We start from the raw sequence: 19,707 nt of genomic DNA on the forward strand, positions 1-19,707 counted from the left end.
AGTTAATCATGGGCCTGTGAAGCTAGCTTTTGGCCAATGGTTGATGCTCTTAACTCAATAACCTCAATACCTGCATCGGTAACAATCCACAGAATATCTAAATCGTACAGTGCCACTTGATATAGCTTAGGGTCCGCCTTAGCTTTTTTATAAGCTGGGCGAGGGTCCTGGGCTAATACGCCTTCAATCAATTCTTGTAGGCGAGGGTAAGCCGGGTTTTGTTGATAAGTAGCAAGCTGGACCTGTGCTTGCTCGTTAAAGTAAACATTCGCTAAAACTGGCGCTTCTTGGGCTATACCACCTTGAGCATTTTCAATTGAGTCTGAAAATGGAATATAAGGTTTAATATCGATAATGGGCGTGCCATCGAGTAAGTCCATGCCTGAGATCTCAAGACTTACTTTACCGTTATTTGTGTGCACAGCATGCAGTTTTACCACAGACTGACCAATACCGTTAGGTCTGAATGTTGAGCGCGTGGCAAATACGCCTAGCTTTTCATTCCCGCCGAGTCTAGGCGGGCGCACAGTCGTTTTCCAGCCAGCCGCTAGATTTTCGTGAAAACAAAAAAGTAACCACAAATGTGAATACTGCTCTAAGCCTCTAACAGCATCAATTTGGTTAAATGGCGGGGCTAATTCAACAAAACCGCGGGCGGCGCTGACAAGTCCTGGCTGTCTGGGGATACCAAACTTTTGTTTATAAGGAGTGCGGCAGTAGGCAACGGCTTGAATTTGGCTATTAAAAGACATTTAGGTTACTTCTAAAATCAGTAAATATATTTACTGTTGGTTGGTGGTGATAATTGCTTGGCCAACGCATAATGCGCGGCTAACACAGTTTGGGCTAGCTTCTTCAATCAATAAGCAATTCTTAATGACTAAGCCATTAGCTTGTTTATCAGCGGCGGCGCGGCGAGCAAGCGTGCGCGCTTCTGCTATCGATGCTGGAGCATCATTTTCAGAAACCTGACAGGTTTCACCTTCAACTAGACCTTTTATTTCAAAAGGGCCTACAGGTTGCATTGCACCTTCATACACAGTTACATCAGACGCTTTAAAGTAGTCGTTGATAGCATCGCTATCGAGGTTACTGTTAAAGGTGTAATCACCGGCACAGCCGCTGAGCATGATGATAAAAGCGGGTAGAAGTAATTTTTTCATGGTGCGGGCCTGTTTTATTATTGAAGTAAGGGTAATCCACATTTTGTGGCAAACAAAAAAGTGCTCATTAAGAGCACTTTTTAAAGGATTTACTTTTATTGCGCTATAAGTCTGAAATTCTAGCGCTTTAGGTACTTTTGATAAAGCTGTTGATGACGATTATTCAAATCAATTTTGCGACCATCAATATAGATAGACTCTATTCCAGCTTGCATAGGATCTAAAATATCCCCCGTCGCCAAAATAATATTGGCTTTAAAGCCAGGGGCGATTGCGCCCATATCGTCAATATCTAATATTTTAGCGGCATCTAAAGTAATGCTTTGCAGTGCTTCATCTTTGGTTAGTCCGTAAGCCACGCTTTGCCCAGCAGCAAAAGGTAAATTACGGCTATTCCAGTCTGATGAAAAACCTAACGCAAAAGGAACCTGTGCTTGCTTAAGTAGCGCAGGGATCTTAAAGGCTAAATCAATAGGCTCATCTTTACGCTTTGGTAAGGCGAGTGTTTGATTATAAACCACCTTAGCATCGACCTCTGCTAAAGCATCTGCCACTCGCCATGCATCGTATCCACCTACGATCACAATGCTAAAGCTGTATTGCTTGGCCAGCGCGATGGCTTGCTCTATTTGCTGTTGTGATTGGGCATGAATAAATAGCTGAGCATTGCCTTCATAAAGCGGTGCAAGTGCTTGCCAACGAAGATCTATCTTATCGATTTTACCCGCTTGCTTGGCTAGTAAATAACGTTGACCGTCAGAAAATGCATCAAATACCTTGGCAACGCGGTGCTCAAGATCGGCCAGTTGCTCTTTACGCTTATCATCATCTTTGGATAACCAACGTACGTGTGGCCAATAAAGATGAAACTGCTTTTTGGATTCAACTAGCGCATCTTCAATTGTCCAACTGTCCATTGAGACTAAAGCCGACTGTCCTGATAAACCGTCGCCTTGAGGCACGACTTGCGCATGAGTAATGCCATTAACTCTGACTGTTGGAATAATTTCAGAGTCGGGGTTAAACGCGGTAATTGCTTCTAATTGCGGATTAATAAAACCCACTTCATAGGCATCATTACTTGGGCGCATCATTTCTACTTCAACTAACCCCATGGTGGTATCAAGCGCAATAAGCCCTGGATATAAGTGTTTGTCGCTAGCATCGATGATTTGCGCTTGGCTAATTAGCTCAGCTTGATTAATTAATTGGGCATGGTCAGATTGTTGCGCTGTAGCCAATGCAGCAGCTGGATCGGTTGTAAGCTCTAAATCTTTTGATACCGCAATCACTTTGCCGTCAGCAATGAGCACATCACTATCGAGCAGAACGCCATTGGTAACTGTGTGCACCGTAGCATTGGTAAACAGGATAGGCTGGCTTTGGGGAGCTGCTGGCAGCATATCATGGCTATTGGCCAAAAAACTGATTGGTAAGCTCAATAGCGCGATGGCTTGTACCAAGGCATTTGGCTGATAACTATTTGGCTTAACACCTGTTTGCTTAAAAGAGATTATAGATTTCATTACAGCGCTCCTGTAGCAGACTGCCAAGCATTATAGTGAGTGTCGCAGTGCCATTCAGGCTCCATTAAATCAATCGGTGTTTCTCCCTGTTTATGGGCATCGTCACTTAACAGCACTTTTTGAATGAGAGCGGCACGTTCTTTTGCAACACTAACTTGGGCTAGTTTATCTTGCTCGCGATCAAAATAGCGGCGACCGTCAATCCAAGTTGACTCGACTTTGGCATAAACTGACAGTGGGTTAGTATCCCAAAGTACGATATCAGCTTGTTTGTCTTCCACTAGTGAGCCGACTTTATCTGCAATGCCTAATTGAATTGCAGGGTTAATAGTGATCATATTCCAAGCATCAACAGCAGACATGCCACAATACATCATAGATTTAGCTGCTTCTTGATTGAGGCGACGCTGCATTTCGTAATCATCAGAGTTAATACTGGTAAGCACGCCTTTGTCTTGCATCAAGCAGGTGTTTTGTGGAATGGCATCATATACTTCAAACTTATATGCCCACCAATCAGAAAAGGTTGATGCGTGTGCGCCATGTTTAGCCATTTCGTCTGCCACCTTATAACCTTCAAGAATGTGGGTGAAAGTACCCACTTTAAAGTTATAGGCTTCAGCTAGACGCAAGAACATTAAGATCTCAGATTGCACATAAGAGTGAATATGGATAGTTCGAGTTTGTTCTAACACCTCGGCTATCGCTTCTAAGCGATAGTTATATTGCGGCGCAACAGTGCGTCGACGCTCGCTTGAACGCATTCTTTTATAGTCACTTTGTGCTTTTCGATAGGCAAGGGCTTCATTAAAGGCTTCACTAAAGAGTGATTTCACACCAATGCGGCTTTGCGGGAAACGGCGGGTATAATCATCCCCCCAGTTACTTTGCTTAACGTTTTCACCAAGAGCGAATTTAATGCTTGCAGGCGCTCCGTCAAACTTCATCTGCTCAGCATTATCGCCCCATTTAAGTTGGATAACTTGTGCTTGACCGCCAATAGGGTTGGCACTGCCATGCAGGAGTTGCGCTGTAGTTACACCGCCCGAAAGACTGCGATAGATAGCAATATCATCTGGGTTAATTACATCACCAATACGCACTTCAGAGGTAATGGCATCGGTACCTTCATTGGTGCCACCATTGAGGGCAATATGAGAATGCTCGTCAATGATACCTGCGGTAATGTGTTTGCCACTGGCATCGATTACCGTAAAACCTGACGGAGTCTTAAGATTTTGGCCTATCTCTTCAATTTTACCGCGGGCAATAATCAGGTCACTGTTTTCCAGTACACCGGCTTTATCAGAGGTCCAAATCGTTGCATTCTTAATATGAACTTTATCTAGCTTAGGTTGCTGGTCTAGACCATAAGCCACGTTAGGTGAGGTTTGCTTTGAAATCAGCGTATAAGCATTATCAGCTTGTTTATTCGCGCTCTCTTCGGTTATTGGCGCTAGCTTTAGTCCGCCAAATGGCAGAGTTTGGTTATTTGCATCAAGCATTCTGCCTCTTACACCTTGGTTATCTAACCATAAAGTGAAGCGGCTAACGCCTTCAAAGCCTGCATCAGACAGATCTGCACTAAAGGTGAGTCGACCAGACTGATAATTGATATTGGCGAGGGTAATTTCTTGCTCGCCACTTGATAGACTGCCACTTAGCGGTGTGGTTTGGTTAACTTTTAAATCTAGACTAAGTTCACCTAGTTGTATTTGATATTGATTATCAAGCAAGGCGCGGTCTCGGTTGATCAACTGCTGCTCTTGGCCTTGTAGCCACATGCTAACAATTTTACCGTCTGTAAAAATATTGCCATCGGTAATAACTAAATCGGCCATATAACCTGGCTCAAGTTTACCGGCAAAGTTTTCAATACCCGATATTTCGGCCGCTTCTGTGGTTAATGCCGCTAATGCGGCTTCTTCAGATAGACCACGTTCAATGGCTAATTTTAATCTTGGCCAAAATTTATCAGAGTCAATACCGTGTTGAGTTAGTGCAAATGGAATTTCAGCATTGGCTACCATGGTTAAATTACTTGGCGCGCGTTCCCAATGTCTTAAAGCAGCAAGGCTGACCTCGCGCTCACTGTCGCCATCTATTATTGTTGGTGCAGCCGGATAATTAAGCGGAAGTACTAGGCTAAAAGGGTAATCTTTTAATTCAGCTAATCTTGCGTATTCGCGGCCATTACCAATTAGGCTGCCGCGAAGCTCATGCTCTTTTAACAGCTTTGCAGCTCTAAGCTGATTATTTAAATTCTTGGTATCAAAGATGAAACTTTGTTTCTTTGGGTCGGCTAATCGCTCTAAGGCGATATTAAACTCAACACTAGTACTTGAGTTTGAATTTTTACTTTTATTGGCATTATACCAATTGGCATCTGCAAAGGTTTGTCTTATTAATGCCATGCTACCCATTAATGATTGTGGGTAGTCTTGAATAGATGAACCTTTGTTAAATGCCATAAATTGGCTGGTGGTTGCATTATATATAACATCGTTAGCTTTCTTATCGGCTAAAGATAAAGTCACACCTTGGCCACGGAATATGCCATCTAAATAACTTGATTGTACGCTAGTAAAGCCATTATCTATCCATTTCTTTGCCTGAGCTTTATCTGGATAAACATAATTAAACCATTGCTTTTCAGAGTGAATTGCGCCGTTACTCGCATTACCACCAATCCGCTTTATTTCGTAAACTGGGCCCGATGTATCTTCTATTACAGACTCATATTCAATAGCGTAATCGGTAAATGGGTCAATAAAGCCTGGATATATAGTGTGGCCGGTCAAATCGATAACAAATGCATTTTTGGGAATATCGTTATCTTTAACAATGGCTTTAATTTTACTGTTTTCTATTAATAGAGTGGCGTTTTCGATCATTTCCCCGGGCGCTAGCATCAGTGAGGCATGGGCTAGAGCGGTTAGTCTTGGGGTATTATCGGTGAGTTGATCATTAGCAATAGCAGCTTGAGTGCATAACAAGCTTAGTATTGCGATAGGGGCTTGGATTATATGTTTACGCATATTCTACTTATTATTGTTAGATAAACCGGAATTTGTTGAGCATATCCTAACTTATTAGCAATGACTAAGCAGTATTTGTAACTATCAATGTAATATTTTTTAACTTAAAAACAAAAAAGCCCGCATAATTGCGAGCTTTTTGGAAGTAACTTGATATTAAATCAAGAAGTCTTCCATTGTCTTGCCTTGCTCAAGCTGATTTTTAAATACAGTTGGCATACGGCCTTGGCCTGTCCACTTAACCATTTCGCCTTCAACTTCAATTTGGTATTTAGCTGGACGAGGAGCGCGCTTTTTAGGAGCGGCTTTAACTGCTGCGCCACCAATATCATCTACTGATAAACCGATAGCTTCCATTTGCTTACGAATTTCTTCAATCTTAGCATTACGCTCTGCCATTGCCTCTTGCTCTTCGGCTTCTTGAGAGGCTTTCTCTTCAATAATCTTTTCTAATTTTACTGCTAGTTCTTTTAAATCATTAAGTGACAATTCTTTAACTGCAGCTTTAAAACGACGGCCATGCGTCAATATTTCAAGAAAATCGCTCATAGTTATTTAGTTCCGATTAAGAATAAGATGGGAATAACAATATTGAGTTAAATAATAGAAACTATTTGCCTAGGGATCAAATATTATTTTTGAATTAAACATATTCACTATTTATATCCTTTAATAGTTAAATTGAATAACAGAACGAATAATATGGGTTAATAAATGTTTTACGCCTGTTTAATTCAAGCAAACATAATGTAGTGTCAACCTGAATGAACAGGTGTTTGAAACCTAGTTGACGTTAACGTTAACAGCACGTAAAGTGAGCTTAATTTTAGCAATCTAAGTTAGGCGTTATTTTGCATCTTGATTGCTTAATCCCGATCATTAAAAGAGACGTAAGAAGGAAGCCCTATGAAAGTATTGGTGCCAGTTAAACGGGTCGTCGATGCCAACGTAAAAGTCAGGGTAAATGCTGACAATACTGGCGTTGATACCGCAAACTTAAAAATGGCGATTAACCCATTTTGTGAAATTGCGGTTGAAGAAGCCGTTCGTTTAAAGGAAGCAGGCAGCGCCTCTGAAATTGTGGTGTTAAGCATTGGGCCTAAAGCGTCACAAGAGCAATTAAGAACAGCTTTAGCACTGGGTGCAGATCGCGCTATTCATATCGAAACAGATGAAGATCTTGTTCCACTTTCAATTGCTAAGCTTATTTATGCTGTGCAACAAAAAGAACAAACGGACTTAGTGATCCTTGGTAAGCAATCAATTGATGGCGATAATAACCAAACCGGACAAATGTTAGCTGCCATTGGCAAAATGCCGCAGGCAACATTTGCATCTGAAGTTAAGCTTGATGGCGATAAGTTAGTTGTCACTCGTGAAATTGATGGTGGCCTACAAACGGTTAACCTAGCTCTACCTGCTGTGGTTACAGCGGATCTGCGTTTGAACGAACCTCGCTACGCTAAACTACCTAATATCATGAAAGCCAAGCGCAAGCCGCTTGAGTCGCTGACTCCTGCAGATTTTGAGGTAGCACTTAAATCTCACCAGAACATTATTAAAGTAAACGCGCCAGCACAGCGCAGTGGCGGTGTCATGGTGGGCTCAGTTGAAGAGCTAGTTGAAAAGTTAAAAAATGAAGCGAAGGTGATCTAATGGCAATTTTAGTATTAGCAGAACACGATAACGCCAGCCTGAAACTTGATACGGCGAAAGTTGTTGCTTGTGGCCAAGCGATTGGCGGCGATATTGATGTATTAGTCGTTGGCCATGGTTGTGGCGCAGTGGCTAGCGAAGCACAAACGCTCAGTGGTGTGCGCAACGTATTAGTTGCCGACAGCGCATCTTATGCAAATCATCTTGCTGAAAACGTATCAGACTTAATGCTAGCCATTGCATCTGATTACGAACATGTATTAGCAGCAGCTTCAAGTTTTGGTAAAGATGTATTGCCGCGTGTTGCTGCACTATTGGATGTTTCGCAACTTTCAGAAGTGATTGAAGTTGTTAGCAGCGATACTTTTGTTCGCCCAATTTACGCCGGTAACGCCTTAGCAACAGTGCAGAGCTTAGATGATAAAAAAGTGATGACGGTACGCTCTAGTGCATTTGATGCTGTAGCTTTAGACGGCAGTGCTGAACTTGTCACCTTAACGCAAGACATTGCGCCGCAAGTTGAGTTTGTAACGCAAAGCTTAACTGAATCTGAGCGCCCTGAGCTCGGTAGCGCATCAGTCGTTGTATCTGGCGGCCGTGCATTAGGTAACAGTGAGAACTTTGGAATTTTAGAGCAGTTAGCTGACAAGCTAGGTGGCGCACTTGGTGCGTCTCGCGCAGCAGTTGATGCGGGCTTTGTACCTAACGATTTGCAAGTTGGTCAAACCGGTAAGATTGTTGCACCAGATCTGTATATCGCTGTAGGTATTTCTGGAGCGATTCAACACTTGGCGGGTATGAAAGACTCGAAAGTGATTGTGGCTATCAATAAAGATCCAGAAGCGCCAATTTTCCAAGTGGCGGATTATGGCCTTGAAGCTGATTTATTTGATGCCGTGCCACAATTATTGGCGCAGCTTTAATCAAATAACAGCAATAACGCATATACCATTAACCTAGCCATTTGTTTCAATTTGGTTTTGGGTTTGTTGATAGTGTTGATGTTGATTTGGTATTGTGTGTGATCTGTGTCACGATAAGCGGCTTTAGAGTAGCATCTCTAAAGCCGCTTATGTTTTTATGTCCGTCACGCTTTTTGAGCTAGTCTTAAATTGCGTCCTGAGAAGTAGAGGTGCATTAAATATCAGTATCGATAAGTAGGGTGATGCCGCTGATCTATCGAGAAAGGATTTGATGCCGAAGTGACATAGCATATCGGGGCTAGTTGCTGGGGCTGTGACCAAATAGGGGCAGCACTGCCATAGTATTTTCTTATCTGGAAGATAAGAAATTTTTATATTAATGACGAACCATTAATATGGCTATGGAGCGCTACTGATAGGACAGGTGTAATCAGATATTTATTGCTATATCCCACCAGTTCAGTCGGCCTCCATTCGTATTTAGCGAAGAAATTAAAACAATGACAATTATAAGCTATGCCGATTCGGCTTTATCGCTACTGCCTCCGGTAGCGGCAATCGTACTTGCGATGTTAACCCGTCGCGTTCTACTGTCACTGGGTGTGGGGATTGTATTGGGGGCTTTATTGCTTACCGATTTCTCGGCTATGCAAACGGCACAATACCTAGGTGAAAAAGTATCCGCACTGATTTGGGATGATGGCGCGTTAAATAGCTGGAATCTATATATCCTAGGCTTCCTCGTGTTGCTTGGCATGATCACGGCTTTGATCACCGTGAGTGGCTCATCAAGAGCATTTGCCGATTGGGCACGTAACCACATTCGTAATAAGCGCGATGCAAAACTACTGACCATGTTTTTAGGTTGTGTAGTATTTATCGATGATTATTTCAATAGTTTAGTCGTTGGTAGTGTGGCAAGACCGCTTACCGACAGATACTATATTTCTCGCAGTAAACTGGCTTATTTGCTTGATTCGACTGCTGCGCCAATTTGCGTGATCTCACCAGTATCAAGCTGGGGTGCATATATCATCGCATTAATTGGCGGTATCTTAACCGCTCATGGTTTTACTGACACAGGCCACTTAAGTGTGTTTGTGCAGATGATCCCGATGAACTTCTACGCAATTTTTGCTCTGCTATTACTGCTTTGTGTTGCCTTGATGGGACTGGATATCGGTCCAATGCGCCAACATGAGCTTAAAGCGCAAAAAGGCGAGCTTTATGACGAGTCTAAAGGTTTACCACCAGGCGCTAACTCAGACTTACCAGAAGCTGATACCGGTAAGATCATGGGCTTATTCTTGCCAATTACTGTGCTGGTATTCGCGACTTTCTACTTTATGGTTAGCAGCGGCGGTGATGCTCTTGCTGCTAAAGGTGCAGAATTTAGTTTAATTGGCGCGTTTGAAAATACTGACGTAGGTTCATCGCTATTCTTTGGTGCTGCAATTGGTCTAGTGGTTACTCTTGCGCTGGTAATTTACCAAGGCGTAGAGAAGTCGATGATCGCTAAAGGTCTATTCGAAGGCGCCAAGTCAATGTTGCCTGCTATCTATATCTTGTTGTTTGCTTGGACAATTGCCGGTGTAATTGGCCAGTTAGAAACAGGTAAGTACATGGCAAGCCTAGCAACGGGTAATATTCCATTTGCTATGCTACCAGCAGTGTTATTTATTCTTGCTGGTTTGACAGCATTCTCAACCGGCACTAGCTGGGGTACCTTTGGTATCATGCTACCAATTGCTGCAGATATGGCGATGGGTAGCCACACAGGTATGATGCTACCAATGCTTGCGTCTGTGCTTGCTGGTGCGGTATTTGGTGACCATTGTTCACCAATCTCTGATACCACGATTTTGTCTTCAACAGGTGCAAACTGTCACCATATCGACCACGTTATGACGCAGCTACCTTACGCCCTTATTGTTGCAGGGATCAGCATGGTGGGTTATTTGGTTCTTGGCTTTACTGAGTCTGTAACCGCTGGTTTAATTGCTTGTAGCGTATTATTCGTATTGAGCATTATTATACTGCGTATTAAATCTTGCTCGCCAGATGCTGCTTGTAAGCAGTAAGGCTAAATAAGCAAGGCTACAGCAGTAGGATGATAACAGGTTATTGAGTTAGCTTTTATCCATGACTAACTCAAGTTACCGTTGAAGTTAAAAGAGAACCGCTCTTTATCGAGCGGTTTTTTATTGGCTGAAATACTTGTTATACCAATCAGTATAAACATTTAGTCACTCAGCGAGAGTTTAGCGGTTTTGAGGCAAGGCCATTAAGTGCTCCTTGCTTTAATGACATTCACCACATCCATGTGGTTTGCAACGAGTGAAGAGCATAGTTGCTCTAGGTTCAAGCTCCCTCTTGTTGATTAAGAACCACAGCATCAGAATCGCTAAAACTCGCCATTCTGGAGCGTTTTTGGCTGCCTACTTCCACGTTGAATAGCTTGATAAGGGAATAACCATTATTGCAGCTATTCGTCTTGAATTAGTTTGCCAAAAACCGCTCTGAGTAGATCAAATTCTTATACTGATTGGTATTAGGGAAAGCTAGAAATCATTAGATATAAAAAAGCTCCCAGATTAGGGAGCTTTGATTTTAAGCTTTAGCGTTAACACTCGCTCTGCTTATTGTTGACTAAGAGCCAGGTTAGTTTAAGCTACGACGCTCTATCGTTAGTTTAAACCACGACGCTCTAGTAGTGCTTCAGTTGTTGGCTCTTGGCCTCTAAATGCTTTGTAAGCATCCATAGGTGCCACTGTGTTGCCCACTTCGCGAATGGTTTTTCTAAACTTCATACCGATTTCACGGTCAAGTCCACCTTGAGTTTGTACGTAAGCAAACGCATCAGCCGCTAAAATCTCACTCCACATATAAGCGTAGTAACTTGCTGAGTAACCACCTGGGAAAGCATGGGCAAAGTAAGTCGACTTATAACGTGGTGGTACAGCAGGTAAATCTACGCCGTGCTTTTTAAGTGCAGCAGCTTCAAAGCTAGCAACATCTTGTAGTGGGCTACCTGCTTGTAATGTATGCCACTCTAAATCTAGTAATGCAGCAGACATATATTCTAGCGTGTCAAAACCTTGGTTAAAGCTGCGTGACTTTAATAACTTTTCAAGTAGCTCTTTTGGAATTGGTTCACCAGTTTCATAGTGCTTAGCGTAGTTAGCTAGCACTTTAGGGTGCGCGGCCCAATCTTCTTCAAAGGTCGATGGAAACTCAACAAAGTCACGTGAAACAGAGGTGCCAGACAGTGTTGGGTAAACCACTTTTGAGAACATGCCGTGAGTGCCGTGGCCCATTTCATGGAACATGGTGGTGACTTCATCGTAGCTAACAAATGTTGGTTCACCGGCTGGGGCTTTTTTAATGTTCATTACGTTAATAACAACAGGCTTGTTATTCAGTAGCTCTGATTGTGCTACAAATGAGCTCATCCAAGCGCCGCCGCGTTTACCGTCACGTGAGAAATAGTCAGCGTAGAAAATAGCCATGCTGCTACCGTCTTCATCAAACATTTCATAGGCTTTTACATCTTCATGATAAACAGGAAGATCTGGGCGCGGTTTTAGGGTTACGCCATAAAGCTCTTTTAAGGTGAAGAACACGCCGTCTTCTAACACGCGGTCAAATTCAAAATACGGTGTAATGGCACTTTCGTCTAGGTCATACTTTTCTTGACGCACGAGCTCAGCGTAATAAGCCCAATCCCATGGTGCTAGTTCAAAATCAGCACCAGTTTGCTTGATCATGGCTTGGATATCTGCCGCTTCTTTTTCGGTATTTTTAACCACTGCTGGCACCATAGAGCCAAACATCTTGTAAACCGCTTCAGGAGTTTTAGCCATTTGTGGCTCTAGGCGATATTCAGCCCAGTTTTTGTAACCAAGTAGCTCGGCTCTTTCTGCGCGCAGCTGTGCAAGTCTGGCAACTAAAGAGGCGGTTTCGTTAGCACCTTTAAGGCCACGCTCAGATGAAGCTTGCCAGATCTGCTTACGTAACTCGCGGTTTTCTAGTTGCGTGAGTACGGGCTGACGTGTGGTATTAGTGATATTAAGTTGATACTTACCAGCATGGCCATTTGCGGCTGCATCAGCTGCAGCAGCATTAATTGTGCTTTCAGATAAACCAGCTAACTGCTCTTTTGAATCAACGACTACGGCGATCTCTTTGGTTAAGCGCATTAGGCGCTGAGCAAACTCATTGGTTAGCGTTGATTGCTCTTCATTGAGTACGCGAATTTTTTGCTTTTCAGCTTCAGTGAGCTTGGCACCTGCACGGACAAAGCGCTTGTAATAAACTTCAACCAAACGGTTTTCTTCGGCGGTTAAACCAAGATTGTCTTTTTGGTTATATAGGGTTTCAATACGCTTAAATAGCTCTGGGTTTAAGTTAATATTATCTGAGTGGGCCGCCATTTTTGGCGCCATTTCACTTTGAATTTTGCGTAGGGTTGGATTGCTGTCAGTACCGGTTAAGTTATAAAAAACCTTTGAAGTACGAGTCAGTAATTCGCCGCTTTTTTCCATCGCAACAATGGTGTTGCTGAAAGTAGGTGATTGTGGGTTATTAGCAATATCTAGAATTTGCTGATACTGCGCCTGCATGCCAAGTGTTAATGCTGGCTGAAAATGCTCATCTTTAATTTTGGTAAAGTCAGGGGCTTGATATTGTAATGTGCTTGCTTGTAAGAACGGGTTTTGTGCTTGCACCATCACAAGGTTTGTATCTTGTGTTGGTGTAGTTGTTGAACATGCGCTCAAGGTTAACGTCGCAGCAATAGCTGCGGCTATGAGTGACTTATGCATAGTGTTTTTGACTTCCTTTATTATAATTTTGTTTTGAATCTAATACTTCGGTATTAAATCTGTCTTAATGTGAGTCATTTTGTGCGCTAATGCAGGGTTTTGTGTTGGTTTTGTTGTGTTTGTCACATTTTTACTTTTAACGAATAAACCGTGTAAATACTGCGTTTGTAGAAGGTGAATAGGGTAAAACTAGTGAAAATGAATGTTTCAGTTGAGAAGCTAAGAATTAGTCACTAAAGTGTGCATCTTATACAGCGAGTTGTCGGCGCTTTGCGCTTTGATTGATTTTTGTGACATGGACGAATGAACCGCTCTGTTTAGATGATTTTTTGCTGAAATTAGTGCTAAACTAGCGCCGAATTCACCTTTAAGGATTTTAGTTTGGCGCAGCTCTATTTTTATTACTCAGCGATGAACGCGGGTAAATCAACTTCGTTATTGCAATCGTCTTATAACTACCGTGAACGCGGTATGAATACTTTAGTAATGACGGCGTCAATCGATGATAGATACGGTGTAGGTAAAGTCGCTTCGCGGATCGGGATTGAGACCGATGCCCAAGTCTTTGGCTCTAACGACAATCTCACAGAAATGGTACGCGAGAGCCTCGCGCAGCAAGCACTACACTGTATCTTGATTGATGAATCACAATTTTTAAGCAAAGAGCAGGTCAAGCAATTAACTTACGTGGTTGATGTGCTTGATATCCCTGTGCTTTGTTATGGCCTTAAAACCGATTTCCAAGGTGAGTTATTTAGTGGTAGCCAGTACTTGTTGGCGTGGGCTGATAAACTGGTTGAGCTAAAAACCATTTGTCATTGTGGCCGCAAAGCTAACATGGTGGTACGCCTTGATGGCAACGGTAAGCCAATGCGAGAAGGTGAGCAGGTGGCTATTGGCGGCAACGAAAGCTATGAATCAGTATGCCGTAAGCATTTCAGAGAGTTTATCTGGGATTAAATGCGATTGTTGCTAGAAATAAAGTAAGCCAACATTAATAGTGTTGGCTTTTTTTATGTTTTTTTACTGACTAAAAATAATGTGAGTCCTCTAATACCTGAACCCAGTTACAAAGTGTTTTATATTTTATAACTTTTGTTGTGATGAACGATTTTGTAAATAGTGATTTAATCCTCTGTATTTTTAGCTATTTTTCTGCATAATGCGTAACCCTTGCCTGTTGTTGTACAAGGACTTCAAATGCAGCATAACCAAATAGTTGCCGAACATATTGCCAAGTTACGCAGTGATGTTGATGCAGCTACCTCACAAGGTGATTTGCTCGATATCATCACTCAAGTTAAAAACCATAAAGGCCCATTAGATTATCGCGATAAGATCACCCACGGTATTAAGTGGTTACTGATCAGCGCCAGTGTATTGTGCATCGTCTTTATATTTATGCGCCTCTGGTACGAGCAAGTAGAGCCATTGGCTAAGTTAGTGATTGATTACTCTTGTTATTGGTTTCCGGTGGCGCTAAGCACATTGCTAGTGAGTTTTTGTCATGAGCGCGGTTGGTTGCCTGTTCCTATGGCGGTTAACTTTGCATTGCTGGTAGCGGCAATGGTTGTAGTAGCGTTTTATGTACCTGAATGGCCGAAAATCTATTGGGCATTAACGCATGGCTTTGTCTATGTGATTAGCGCTGGGAAGATTGACGATGAACAGTTTTCGCTGTGGTTAATACTGATTATTGTGAGCTCACTTGCTTGGGTATGGTTAGATTACCGCGCCAATTGGCGTAAGCACCTCTCTGATAAAATATTCCTCCGTGATGCCTTATTTAATAATGGCTTAAAACAAACTAAACCAGCACCGGAAGATAAACTTAATGCACTTGATAAGCAGTTTGTTGAGTTTCGCCGTGGTAACGGTAGCCGAGATATACGACAGATGTTTGAAGGGCATTATCAAGGTGAGCAACATAGCTTTGATTATAAGCTTTATCACTTTCAATACACGGTAAAGCGCAGCCAAATTAGCTCAGATGGTAATGGTGGCTATAAGACCAAAACCGTGTATGAAGACCGTCATCGTTACGGCATGTTACTTGATTTTCCATTTGCTAAGGGCTTGTGTATAGATGCTGAAGACGAGGTAAAGCTAAAAGGCACGGTTTATCAAGAGAAGTATCAAACAGAATCCAATGCATTCAATGACATATTTCGGGTACAAGCTTGCGATAAAATCAGTGCTGCGCGCTTGTTAACTCCTGCCGTGATTGAGTCGCTTATAAAGCTTAATCAAAATTTTATTTCACCTATGGTGGAAATTGCAGCCGATGGGCGCTTGTGTATCGCTTCTAGCAGTAAACTCATTATTGAAAAGCGTAAACATTCATTGGCAAAACCTGATGAATTTTATAAAGAAATCGCGGGTCATACTGAACTAAAACGGGTACAAAAGTTACTCGATGCTATTCATGAACTCATGCGTTTGTCTGATAATAACTTTGTTAATCAACAAGCAGCAAACACCGATGAAACTGTTATAGATAGCAATATTAAAATGGAAGTTAATAACTAGATGATTGCCCATAACCAACAAGTCACCCGTAATATTGAGCAGATCCGTAGTGATGTAAACCAAGCTGCTAGCCAAGATGATTTGATAGCGTTAGTTCGCAGGGTCGAGCAGCACAAAGGACCACTGGATTATCGTGACAATTGGTATCGCGTTTTCTGTGCAGTGTCGCTTTTCTTTGCCCTGTTACCGGTAGCACTTGAGCTGGGATTAGTGCTGCCAGGTTTTATTATGCAAATACTTAGCGCAGCACTTGGCTACAGTGTCATTTGGTATCCAATGCTGTGTTTGGCCACGATAACTCGCTTTTGTGAGGATAAGGGCAAGCGCTTACCGATCCCGGGCCCAATATGGGGGCGGATGGCGTTAATGGCTGCAATCGGTGCGAGCTTAAATCTAATTCCACAATGGCCATATTGGTACTGGGATCTGTATTTCGACACGCTAGCCTCGTTTTTAGGCTTGTGGTATCCGAGCTCAGGGTTCGCGGCGCATAATGGTGTGATTGGCTTATTAATGCTGTTTTGGCTTCGAGGCCGAATGAAGTGGCGCAACAAGTTATCAGACAAAATATTTTTAAAAGATGCTCTATTTAATAATAACTTAGAGGCAGTCCCGTTTGAGGGCAAAAAGCTCGCGAAAGAGCTAGAAGCTAGCTTTAGAGAGTTTAAGCGCGGTAACGATTTACGCGAAATCGAAAGTCTATATAAAAGTACTTATCAAGGCGAAGTACATCAATTTGACTACCAGCTTTATCGTTTTCATTATGTTGAAAAACGCACTGAGACAACGACTGACGCCAATGGTAAAACGACTACACGCACGGTAAGGGACCATTATTATCGCCACGGTGTGTTATTAGATTTTCAGTTTGCACAGGACATGAGCATCAGTAACGACTTTGGTATCAAGCGCCGAGGAGAACGCTATAAAAGTGCCTCTAATGAGTTTAATCGCCAATATCGAGTCCATGCCGCCGAGCTGATGAGTGCTGCGCGTTTGCTATCGCCAGCGGTTGAAGAAAAGCTTGCTGTGTTTGCTAAAAAGTTGAAAAAGCCTGTATTTGAATTTAGCCAGCAAGGAAGACTGTGCTTGGCGGTAACCGATGACTTGTTAGCGGTTAAACGAGTACATGGCTTAGATAACCCCAAGGCATTCGCCGAAGAGCTAGCAGGTCATACTGAATTAAAGCAAATGACACAGATGCTCGAAATCGTGCATGAGATAATGCGCTATAGCGATAACAATTTTAAGGCCAGTGCTTAGCATGTAGTGACTTGGTTGTAGGCGAATAAAAACCGCTATGACAAAGTCAGTGTTAACGATTCAAAAAACGTGAAATACACAGATATTAATTGAGATACAAAAAGGAAAGTTAAATGGATAGTTCAGTAATAGGCTTAATTGTTGTTGCCGTAGTGGTCGTCGCTATCATCATGTTGTACAACGGCATTATTGGTAAACACAATGCGGTTGATCGCGCATGGGCGTCAGTACTGACTCAAGAGCGCCAAAAGAACAAGATCATTCCAATGGTTGAGCAGTTAGTCGAGCAATACAAACTGCACGAGTCTGAAGTGTTAACTAAGGTTACTGAGCTGCGTAGCGCGATTGCCGAGATGAGTTCAGGTGTAGACACGGCAAAACTTGCCGCAGCAGAGCAGCGCACCCAAGATTTAATGCAAGGCCTTAAAGTGACTGTTGAAGCTTACCCAGAGCTTAAAGCGTCTGATGTATATATGAAGTTAATGGCAGAAATCAGCGAGCAACAAGAGCAAATTGGCGCAGCGATCCGTATTTTCAACGCCAACGTTGAAGACTTTAATAACGCGATTGAGATGTTCCCAGGTTCGCTTATCAACAGCATGTTGGTGCGTAAGCAAAAAATCGCCAGCTTTAGTGATAGTGAAGCACAAGCTGGGTTTGAGTATAAGCCTAATCTTTAAGTTTATACTCGTGGTGCTTACAAGTATCTGGCTGCGCCAGACCTTCAAGTTAGACTGCGTCTAACAACTAAAGTCGTGGGATTCCATCCCACACCCGGGCAAGGAGGACTGCTCGTCCTTATCCTCCTTGCATCCACCATGACGCCCCGACGGAGTTGTTGACCCTCACTCATCTTCAAAAATCTCTATCGCCTCATATTCGCCGTCCATGGCTCACCTAAGGCTATTTCGGCATCCATGCCTCAATCACGAGATTGTTCTTCAATGACCTCGGCAACTCCGATGGGGACTTGGTGTTATCTGTACGTTCAGTAACTAGCTTTTGCCCCTTTATGAGTTTCACTAGATTTAACCCTCGGTTCTACAAGCAATCATTTGACTTACTTTTTATCATCCGTGTATGGTGCTTCTAGTTGTTACCTCATGCTATTTCGCTAACCTAAGCAAGTTGGTTCAGAGGGTAGCATTATCAAATACGTAACTAGGGGCTAGAGTGATTAAAAGCTGATGAATGCTACCGATTCCCCCGTGCACTTGGTGTGCTTTAATCTAATAGACACAAGGATATTAAATGAGCCTCACATGGATTGAGCTTGCCGATACTGCATTAAAAATAGGCCTAGGAACACTGATTACAGCCGCTTCAGGTTATTTAATGCTAAAAAGAAATCAGAGTCACGAGTTTGAAAAAGAAAGACGATCAAGGTTTTACGATCTACAAGCGCAAAAGAAAAAGGTCTATGTTGAATTTTTATCCAAATCAGAGGCATTAGTTCAATCTTATCTTTTTAGCTCACACAATGGTGATAGTGAGGAGTACAAAGATTATTTAATGACCTTTAACGAAGTCCAAATTATGTCAGATGATGATATTAGGACAGCAGCCTACAATGCCAGAAACTCTGTAAGCGCTTTTATTACCTTAAATAAGACTCCTCAAAATTCGACAGATTCGATGTTTTTGAGTGACTTGAAAGCATATAGGAATGATGTCAACCAGAAACTCGGCTTATTTCAAAAGCTTGCGCAACTCGAAGTTACAAGGGAATATGAACAAGCATAACCATTAGCGACTTAAATACTAAGATTCCCCCCTTTCTCAGCTGAATGGTTCCAGCCTGATACGAGTAGAATCGAGTTATGGCATTCAGTTAATTCTCGATACTTTTTCTAATCCAAACACGATTGATTAGACTCAATACTCTATCAAGCTTCTGTCTAAAAATGAGTTAGACCTTTAGCCGTAACTCTAAATATTAAAGGTTAAGCTGTTCTAACCAAGTGTAGATACGGCTGAGACCGTCGAAAACATGGATGTTTTCGTTGAGCTCACATGGACGTGCTTGCAGCGTGTCTCAGAAGTGTCTGCACATGCGCTGGCCGCAGGCCATTGGAACCACTTTTGTTAGATGCCACTCTTACCCAAAATACAGGGGGCTTCGTTATCAAACGAAGTTTGATTGCTCTAGCTTAAAAGCGATAAGGCCTCGCGTTGAAGCTTACCAAGGCTTCCACTATCGCTCACTGTGTTGCCAATCTCTTTTATCACTAAGTCCAGACTCTAGAATGTAATAACGTTCACCATTAAACCGCAAACGGGTAATGGTGGTACGGCTTGGAGTGCTAAATAATTATGGATAATGGAATGGACCCATCCACTTTTAATCGGCCTCGCAATGGGCCACGATGTAGTTGCTTAAACTCATCAGAAAGAGGACGGGTCCACTATGAACATTACTACAATTGGTCTTGATATCGCAAAGTCTGTTTTTCACTTTGTTGCCGTTAATAAAGCCGGAAAGCTTGTCAAAAAGAAGATGATTAAGCGCAAGGAATTAGTGCTTTTTCTTGCTAAAATAGAGCCTTGTCTTGTTGTTATGGAAGCCTGTGGTGGCGCCAACTATTGGGCTAGAGAGTTTGAGAAAGTGGGCCATCAAGTGAAATTGATAGCGCCTCAGTATGTCGTGCCCTACAGGCAGGGAAATAAGAATGACTTGATGTGGTCAACTAAAACTGTACACCAACAGGGGATGCGTATTTACGCGGCCATCTCAGCTGCTGTTGGTGTCATGTAGTTATTATAACTATGACCCCGTTTTGTATTGT

General features: G+C 42.5%; 14 protein-coding genes, 1 pseudogene and 1 riboswitch. Of the genes and pseudogenes, 9 read left to right on the top strand and 6 right to left on the bottom strand.

All coding sequences use genetic code 11. The features are described from left to right. Positions 1-2: 2 nt before the first annotated feature. From tsaA to L2740_RS08760, 5 genes are all read right to left on the bottom strand, one after another. Positions 3-752, bottom strand: coding sequence for a tRNA (N6-threonylcarbamoyladenosine(37)-N6)-methyltransferase TrmO (gene tsaA / locus L2740_RS08740; RefSeq protein WP_248949677.1), 750 nt, complete (start codon positions 750-752; stop codon positions 3-5). Positions 753-782: 30 nt separating this feature from the next. Beyond that, a complete protein-coding gene (gene rcsF / locus L2740_RS08745; RefSeq protein ID WP_248949680.1) occupies positions 783-1,163 on the bottom strand; it encodes an Rcs stress response system protein RcsF in 381 nt (126 codons plus the stop codon). Between the two features lie 119 nt (positions 1,164-1,282). Then, entirely contained in the window at positions 1,283-2,689 is a 1,407-nt protein-coding gene (locus tag L2740_RS08750) for an amidohydrolase family protein (protein WP_420833517.1), read from the bottom strand. Next, a complete protein-coding gene (locus L2740_RS08755; RefSeq protein WP_248949681.1) occupies positions 2,689-5,727 on the bottom strand; it encodes an amidohydrolase family protein in 3,039 nt (1,012 codons plus the stop codon). Before L2740_RS08755 ends, L2740_RS08750 begins: the two co-directional genes overlap by 1 nt. 156 nt (positions 5,728-5,883) lie before the next feature. Beyond that, the gene (locus L2740_RS08760) at positions 5,884-6,276 is read right to left on the bottom strand and encodes an H-NS histone family protein (RefSeq protein WP_248469547.1); all 393 of its coding nucleotides are present in this window, start codon (positions 6,274-6,276) and stop codon (positions 5,884-5,886) included. A gap of 357 nt (positions 6,277-6,633) precedes the next feature. Here L2740_RS08760 and L2740_RS08765 point away from each other — a divergent pair, with 357 nt between their 5' ends. The 3 genes from L2740_RS08765 (at position 6,634) to L2740_RS08775 (ending at position 10,387) form a co-directional block, all read left to right on the top strand. After that, positions 6,634-7,383, top strand: coding sequence for an electron transfer flavoprotein subunit beta/FixA family protein (locus L2740_RS08765; RefSeq protein ID WP_248949682.1), 750 nt, complete (start codon positions 6,634-6,636; stop codon positions 7,381-7,383). Next, positions 7,383-8,306 carry an electron transfer flavoprotein subunit alpha/FixB family protein gene (locus L2740_RS08770; RefSeq protein WP_248949683.1) on the top strand — a complete coding sequence of 308 codons (924 nt, stop codon included), beginning with the start codon at positions 7,383-7,385 and terminating at the stop codon, positions 8,304-8,306. Before L2740_RS08765 ends, L2740_RS08770 begins: the two co-directional genes overlap by 1 nt. Before the next feature lie 196 nt (positions 8,307-8,502). Further along, positions 8,503-8,726, top strand: a riboswitch (Lysine riboswitch). 80 nt (positions 8,727-8,806) lie between these two features. Beyond that, positions 8,807-10,387 carry a Na+/H+ antiporter NhaC family protein gene (locus tag L2740_RS08775; protein WP_248949684.1) on the top strand — a complete coding sequence of 527 codons (1,581 nt, stop codon included), beginning with the start codon at positions 8,807-8,809 and terminating at the stop codon, positions 10,385-10,387. A 606-nt stretch (positions 10,388-10,993) separates the two neighbouring features. On the opposite strand, the gene L2740_RS08780 is transcribed toward L2740_RS08775, so the two are convergent. Beyond that, a complete protein-coding gene (locus tag L2740_RS08780; RefSeq protein WP_248949686.1) occupies positions 10,994-13,129 on the bottom strand; it encodes a M3 family metallopeptidase in 2,136 nt (711 codons plus the stop codon). Between the two features lie 381 nt (positions 13,130-13,510). Here L2740_RS08780 and L2740_RS08785 point away from each other — a divergent pair, with 381 nt between their 5' ends. The 6 genes and pseudogenes from L2740_RS08785 to L2740_RS08810 form a co-directional block, all read left to right on the top strand. Beyond that, positions 13,511-14,089: a thymidine kinase gene (locus L2740_RS08785; RefSeq protein WP_248469542.1), complete on the top strand. Its 579-nt coding sequence runs from the start codon at positions 13,511-13,513 to the stop codon at positions 14,087-14,089. A gap of 240 nt (positions 14,090-14,329) precedes the next feature. Then, positions 14,330-15,658 (top strand): DUF3137 domain-containing protein, encoded by a 1,329-nt coding sequence (locus tag L2740_RS08790; protein WP_248949687.1) that lies wholly within the window; start codon positions 14,330-14,332, stop codon positions 15,656-15,658. After that, positions 15,659-16,921: a DUF3137 domain-containing protein gene (locus L2740_RS08795; protein WP_248949688.1), complete on the top strand. Its 1,263-nt coding sequence runs from the start codon at positions 15,659-15,661 to the stop codon at positions 16,919-16,921. Positions 16,922-17,034: 113 nt separating this feature from the next. After that, positions 17,035-17,601 carry a LemA family protein gene (locus L2740_RS08800; RefSeq protein WP_104040364.1) on the top strand — a complete coding sequence of 189 codons (567 nt, stop codon included), beginning with the start codon at positions 17,035-17,037 and terminating at the stop codon, positions 17,599-17,601. Between the two features lie 571 nt (positions 17,602-18,172). Further along, positions 18,173-18,664: a hypothetical protein gene (locus L2740_RS08805; RefSeq protein WP_248949689.1), complete on the top strand. Its 492-nt coding sequence runs from the start codon at positions 18,173-18,175 to the stop codon at positions 18,662-18,664. Positions 18,665-19,328: 664 nt separating this feature from the next. Beyond that, a pseudogene (locus L2740_RS08810) lies at positions 19,329-19,595 on the top strand (IS110 family transposase); the annotation flags it as partial. Between the last annotated feature and the right edge of the window lie 112 nt (positions 19,596-19,707).

The organism is Shewanella pneumatophori (genome assembly GCF_023283895.1).
Taxonomy (GTDB): Bacteria; Pseudomonadota; Gammaproteobacteria; order Enterobacterales; family Shewanellaceae; genus Shewanella; species Shewanella pneumatophori.

Bases quoted from the DNA above. Each gene is read 5' to 3' on its own strand.
- tsaA (WP_248949677.1), bottom strand. From the start codon at position 752: ATGTCTTTTAATAGCCAAATTCAAGCCGTTGCCTACTGCCGCACTCCT.
- rcsF (WP_248949680.1), bottom strand. From the start codon at position 1,163: ATGAAAAAATTACTTCTACCCGCTTTTATCATCATGCTCAGCGGCTGT.
- L2740_RS08750 (WP_420833517.1), bottom strand. From the start codon at position 2,689: ATGAAATCTATAATCTCTTTTAAGCAAACAGGTGTTAAGCCAAATAGT.
- L2740_RS08755 (WP_248949681.1), bottom strand. From the start codon at position 5,727: ATGCGTAAACATATAATCCAAGCCCCTATCGCAATACTAAGCTTGTTA.
- L2740_RS08760 (WP_248469547.1), bottom strand. From the start codon at position 6,276: ATGAGCGATTTTCTTGAAATATTGACGCATGGCCGTCGTTTTAAAGCT.
- L2740_RS08765 (WP_248949682.1), top strand. From the start codon at position 6,634: ATGAAAGTATTGGTGCCAGTTAAACGGGTCGTCGATGCCAACGTAAAA.
- L2740_RS08770 (WP_248949683.1), top strand. From the start codon at position 7,383: ATGGCAATTTTAGTATTAGCAGAACACGATAACGCCAGCCTGAAACTT.
- L2740_RS08775 (WP_248949684.1), top strand. From the start codon at position 8,807: ATGACAATTATAAGCTATGCCGATTCGGCTTTATCGCTACTGCCTCCG.
- L2740_RS08780 (WP_248949686.1), bottom strand. From the start codon at position 13,129: ATGCATAAGTCACTCATAGCCGCAGCTATTGCTGCGACGTTAACCTTG.
- L2740_RS08790 (WP_248949687.1), top strand. From the start codon at position 14,330: ATGCAGCATAACCAAATAGTTGCCGAACATATTGCCAAGTTACGCAGT.
- L2740_RS08795 (WP_248949688.1), top strand. From the start codon at position 15,659: ATGATTGCCCATAACCAACAAGTCACCCGTAATATTGAGCAGATCCGT.
- L2740_RS08800 (WP_104040364.1), top strand. From the start codon at position 17,035: ATGGATAGTTCAGTAATAGGCTTAATTGTTGTTGCCGTAGTGGTCGTC.
- L2740_RS08805 (WP_248949689.1), top strand. From the start codon at position 18,173: ATGAGCCTCACATGGATTGAGCTTGCCGATACTGCATTAAAAATAGGC.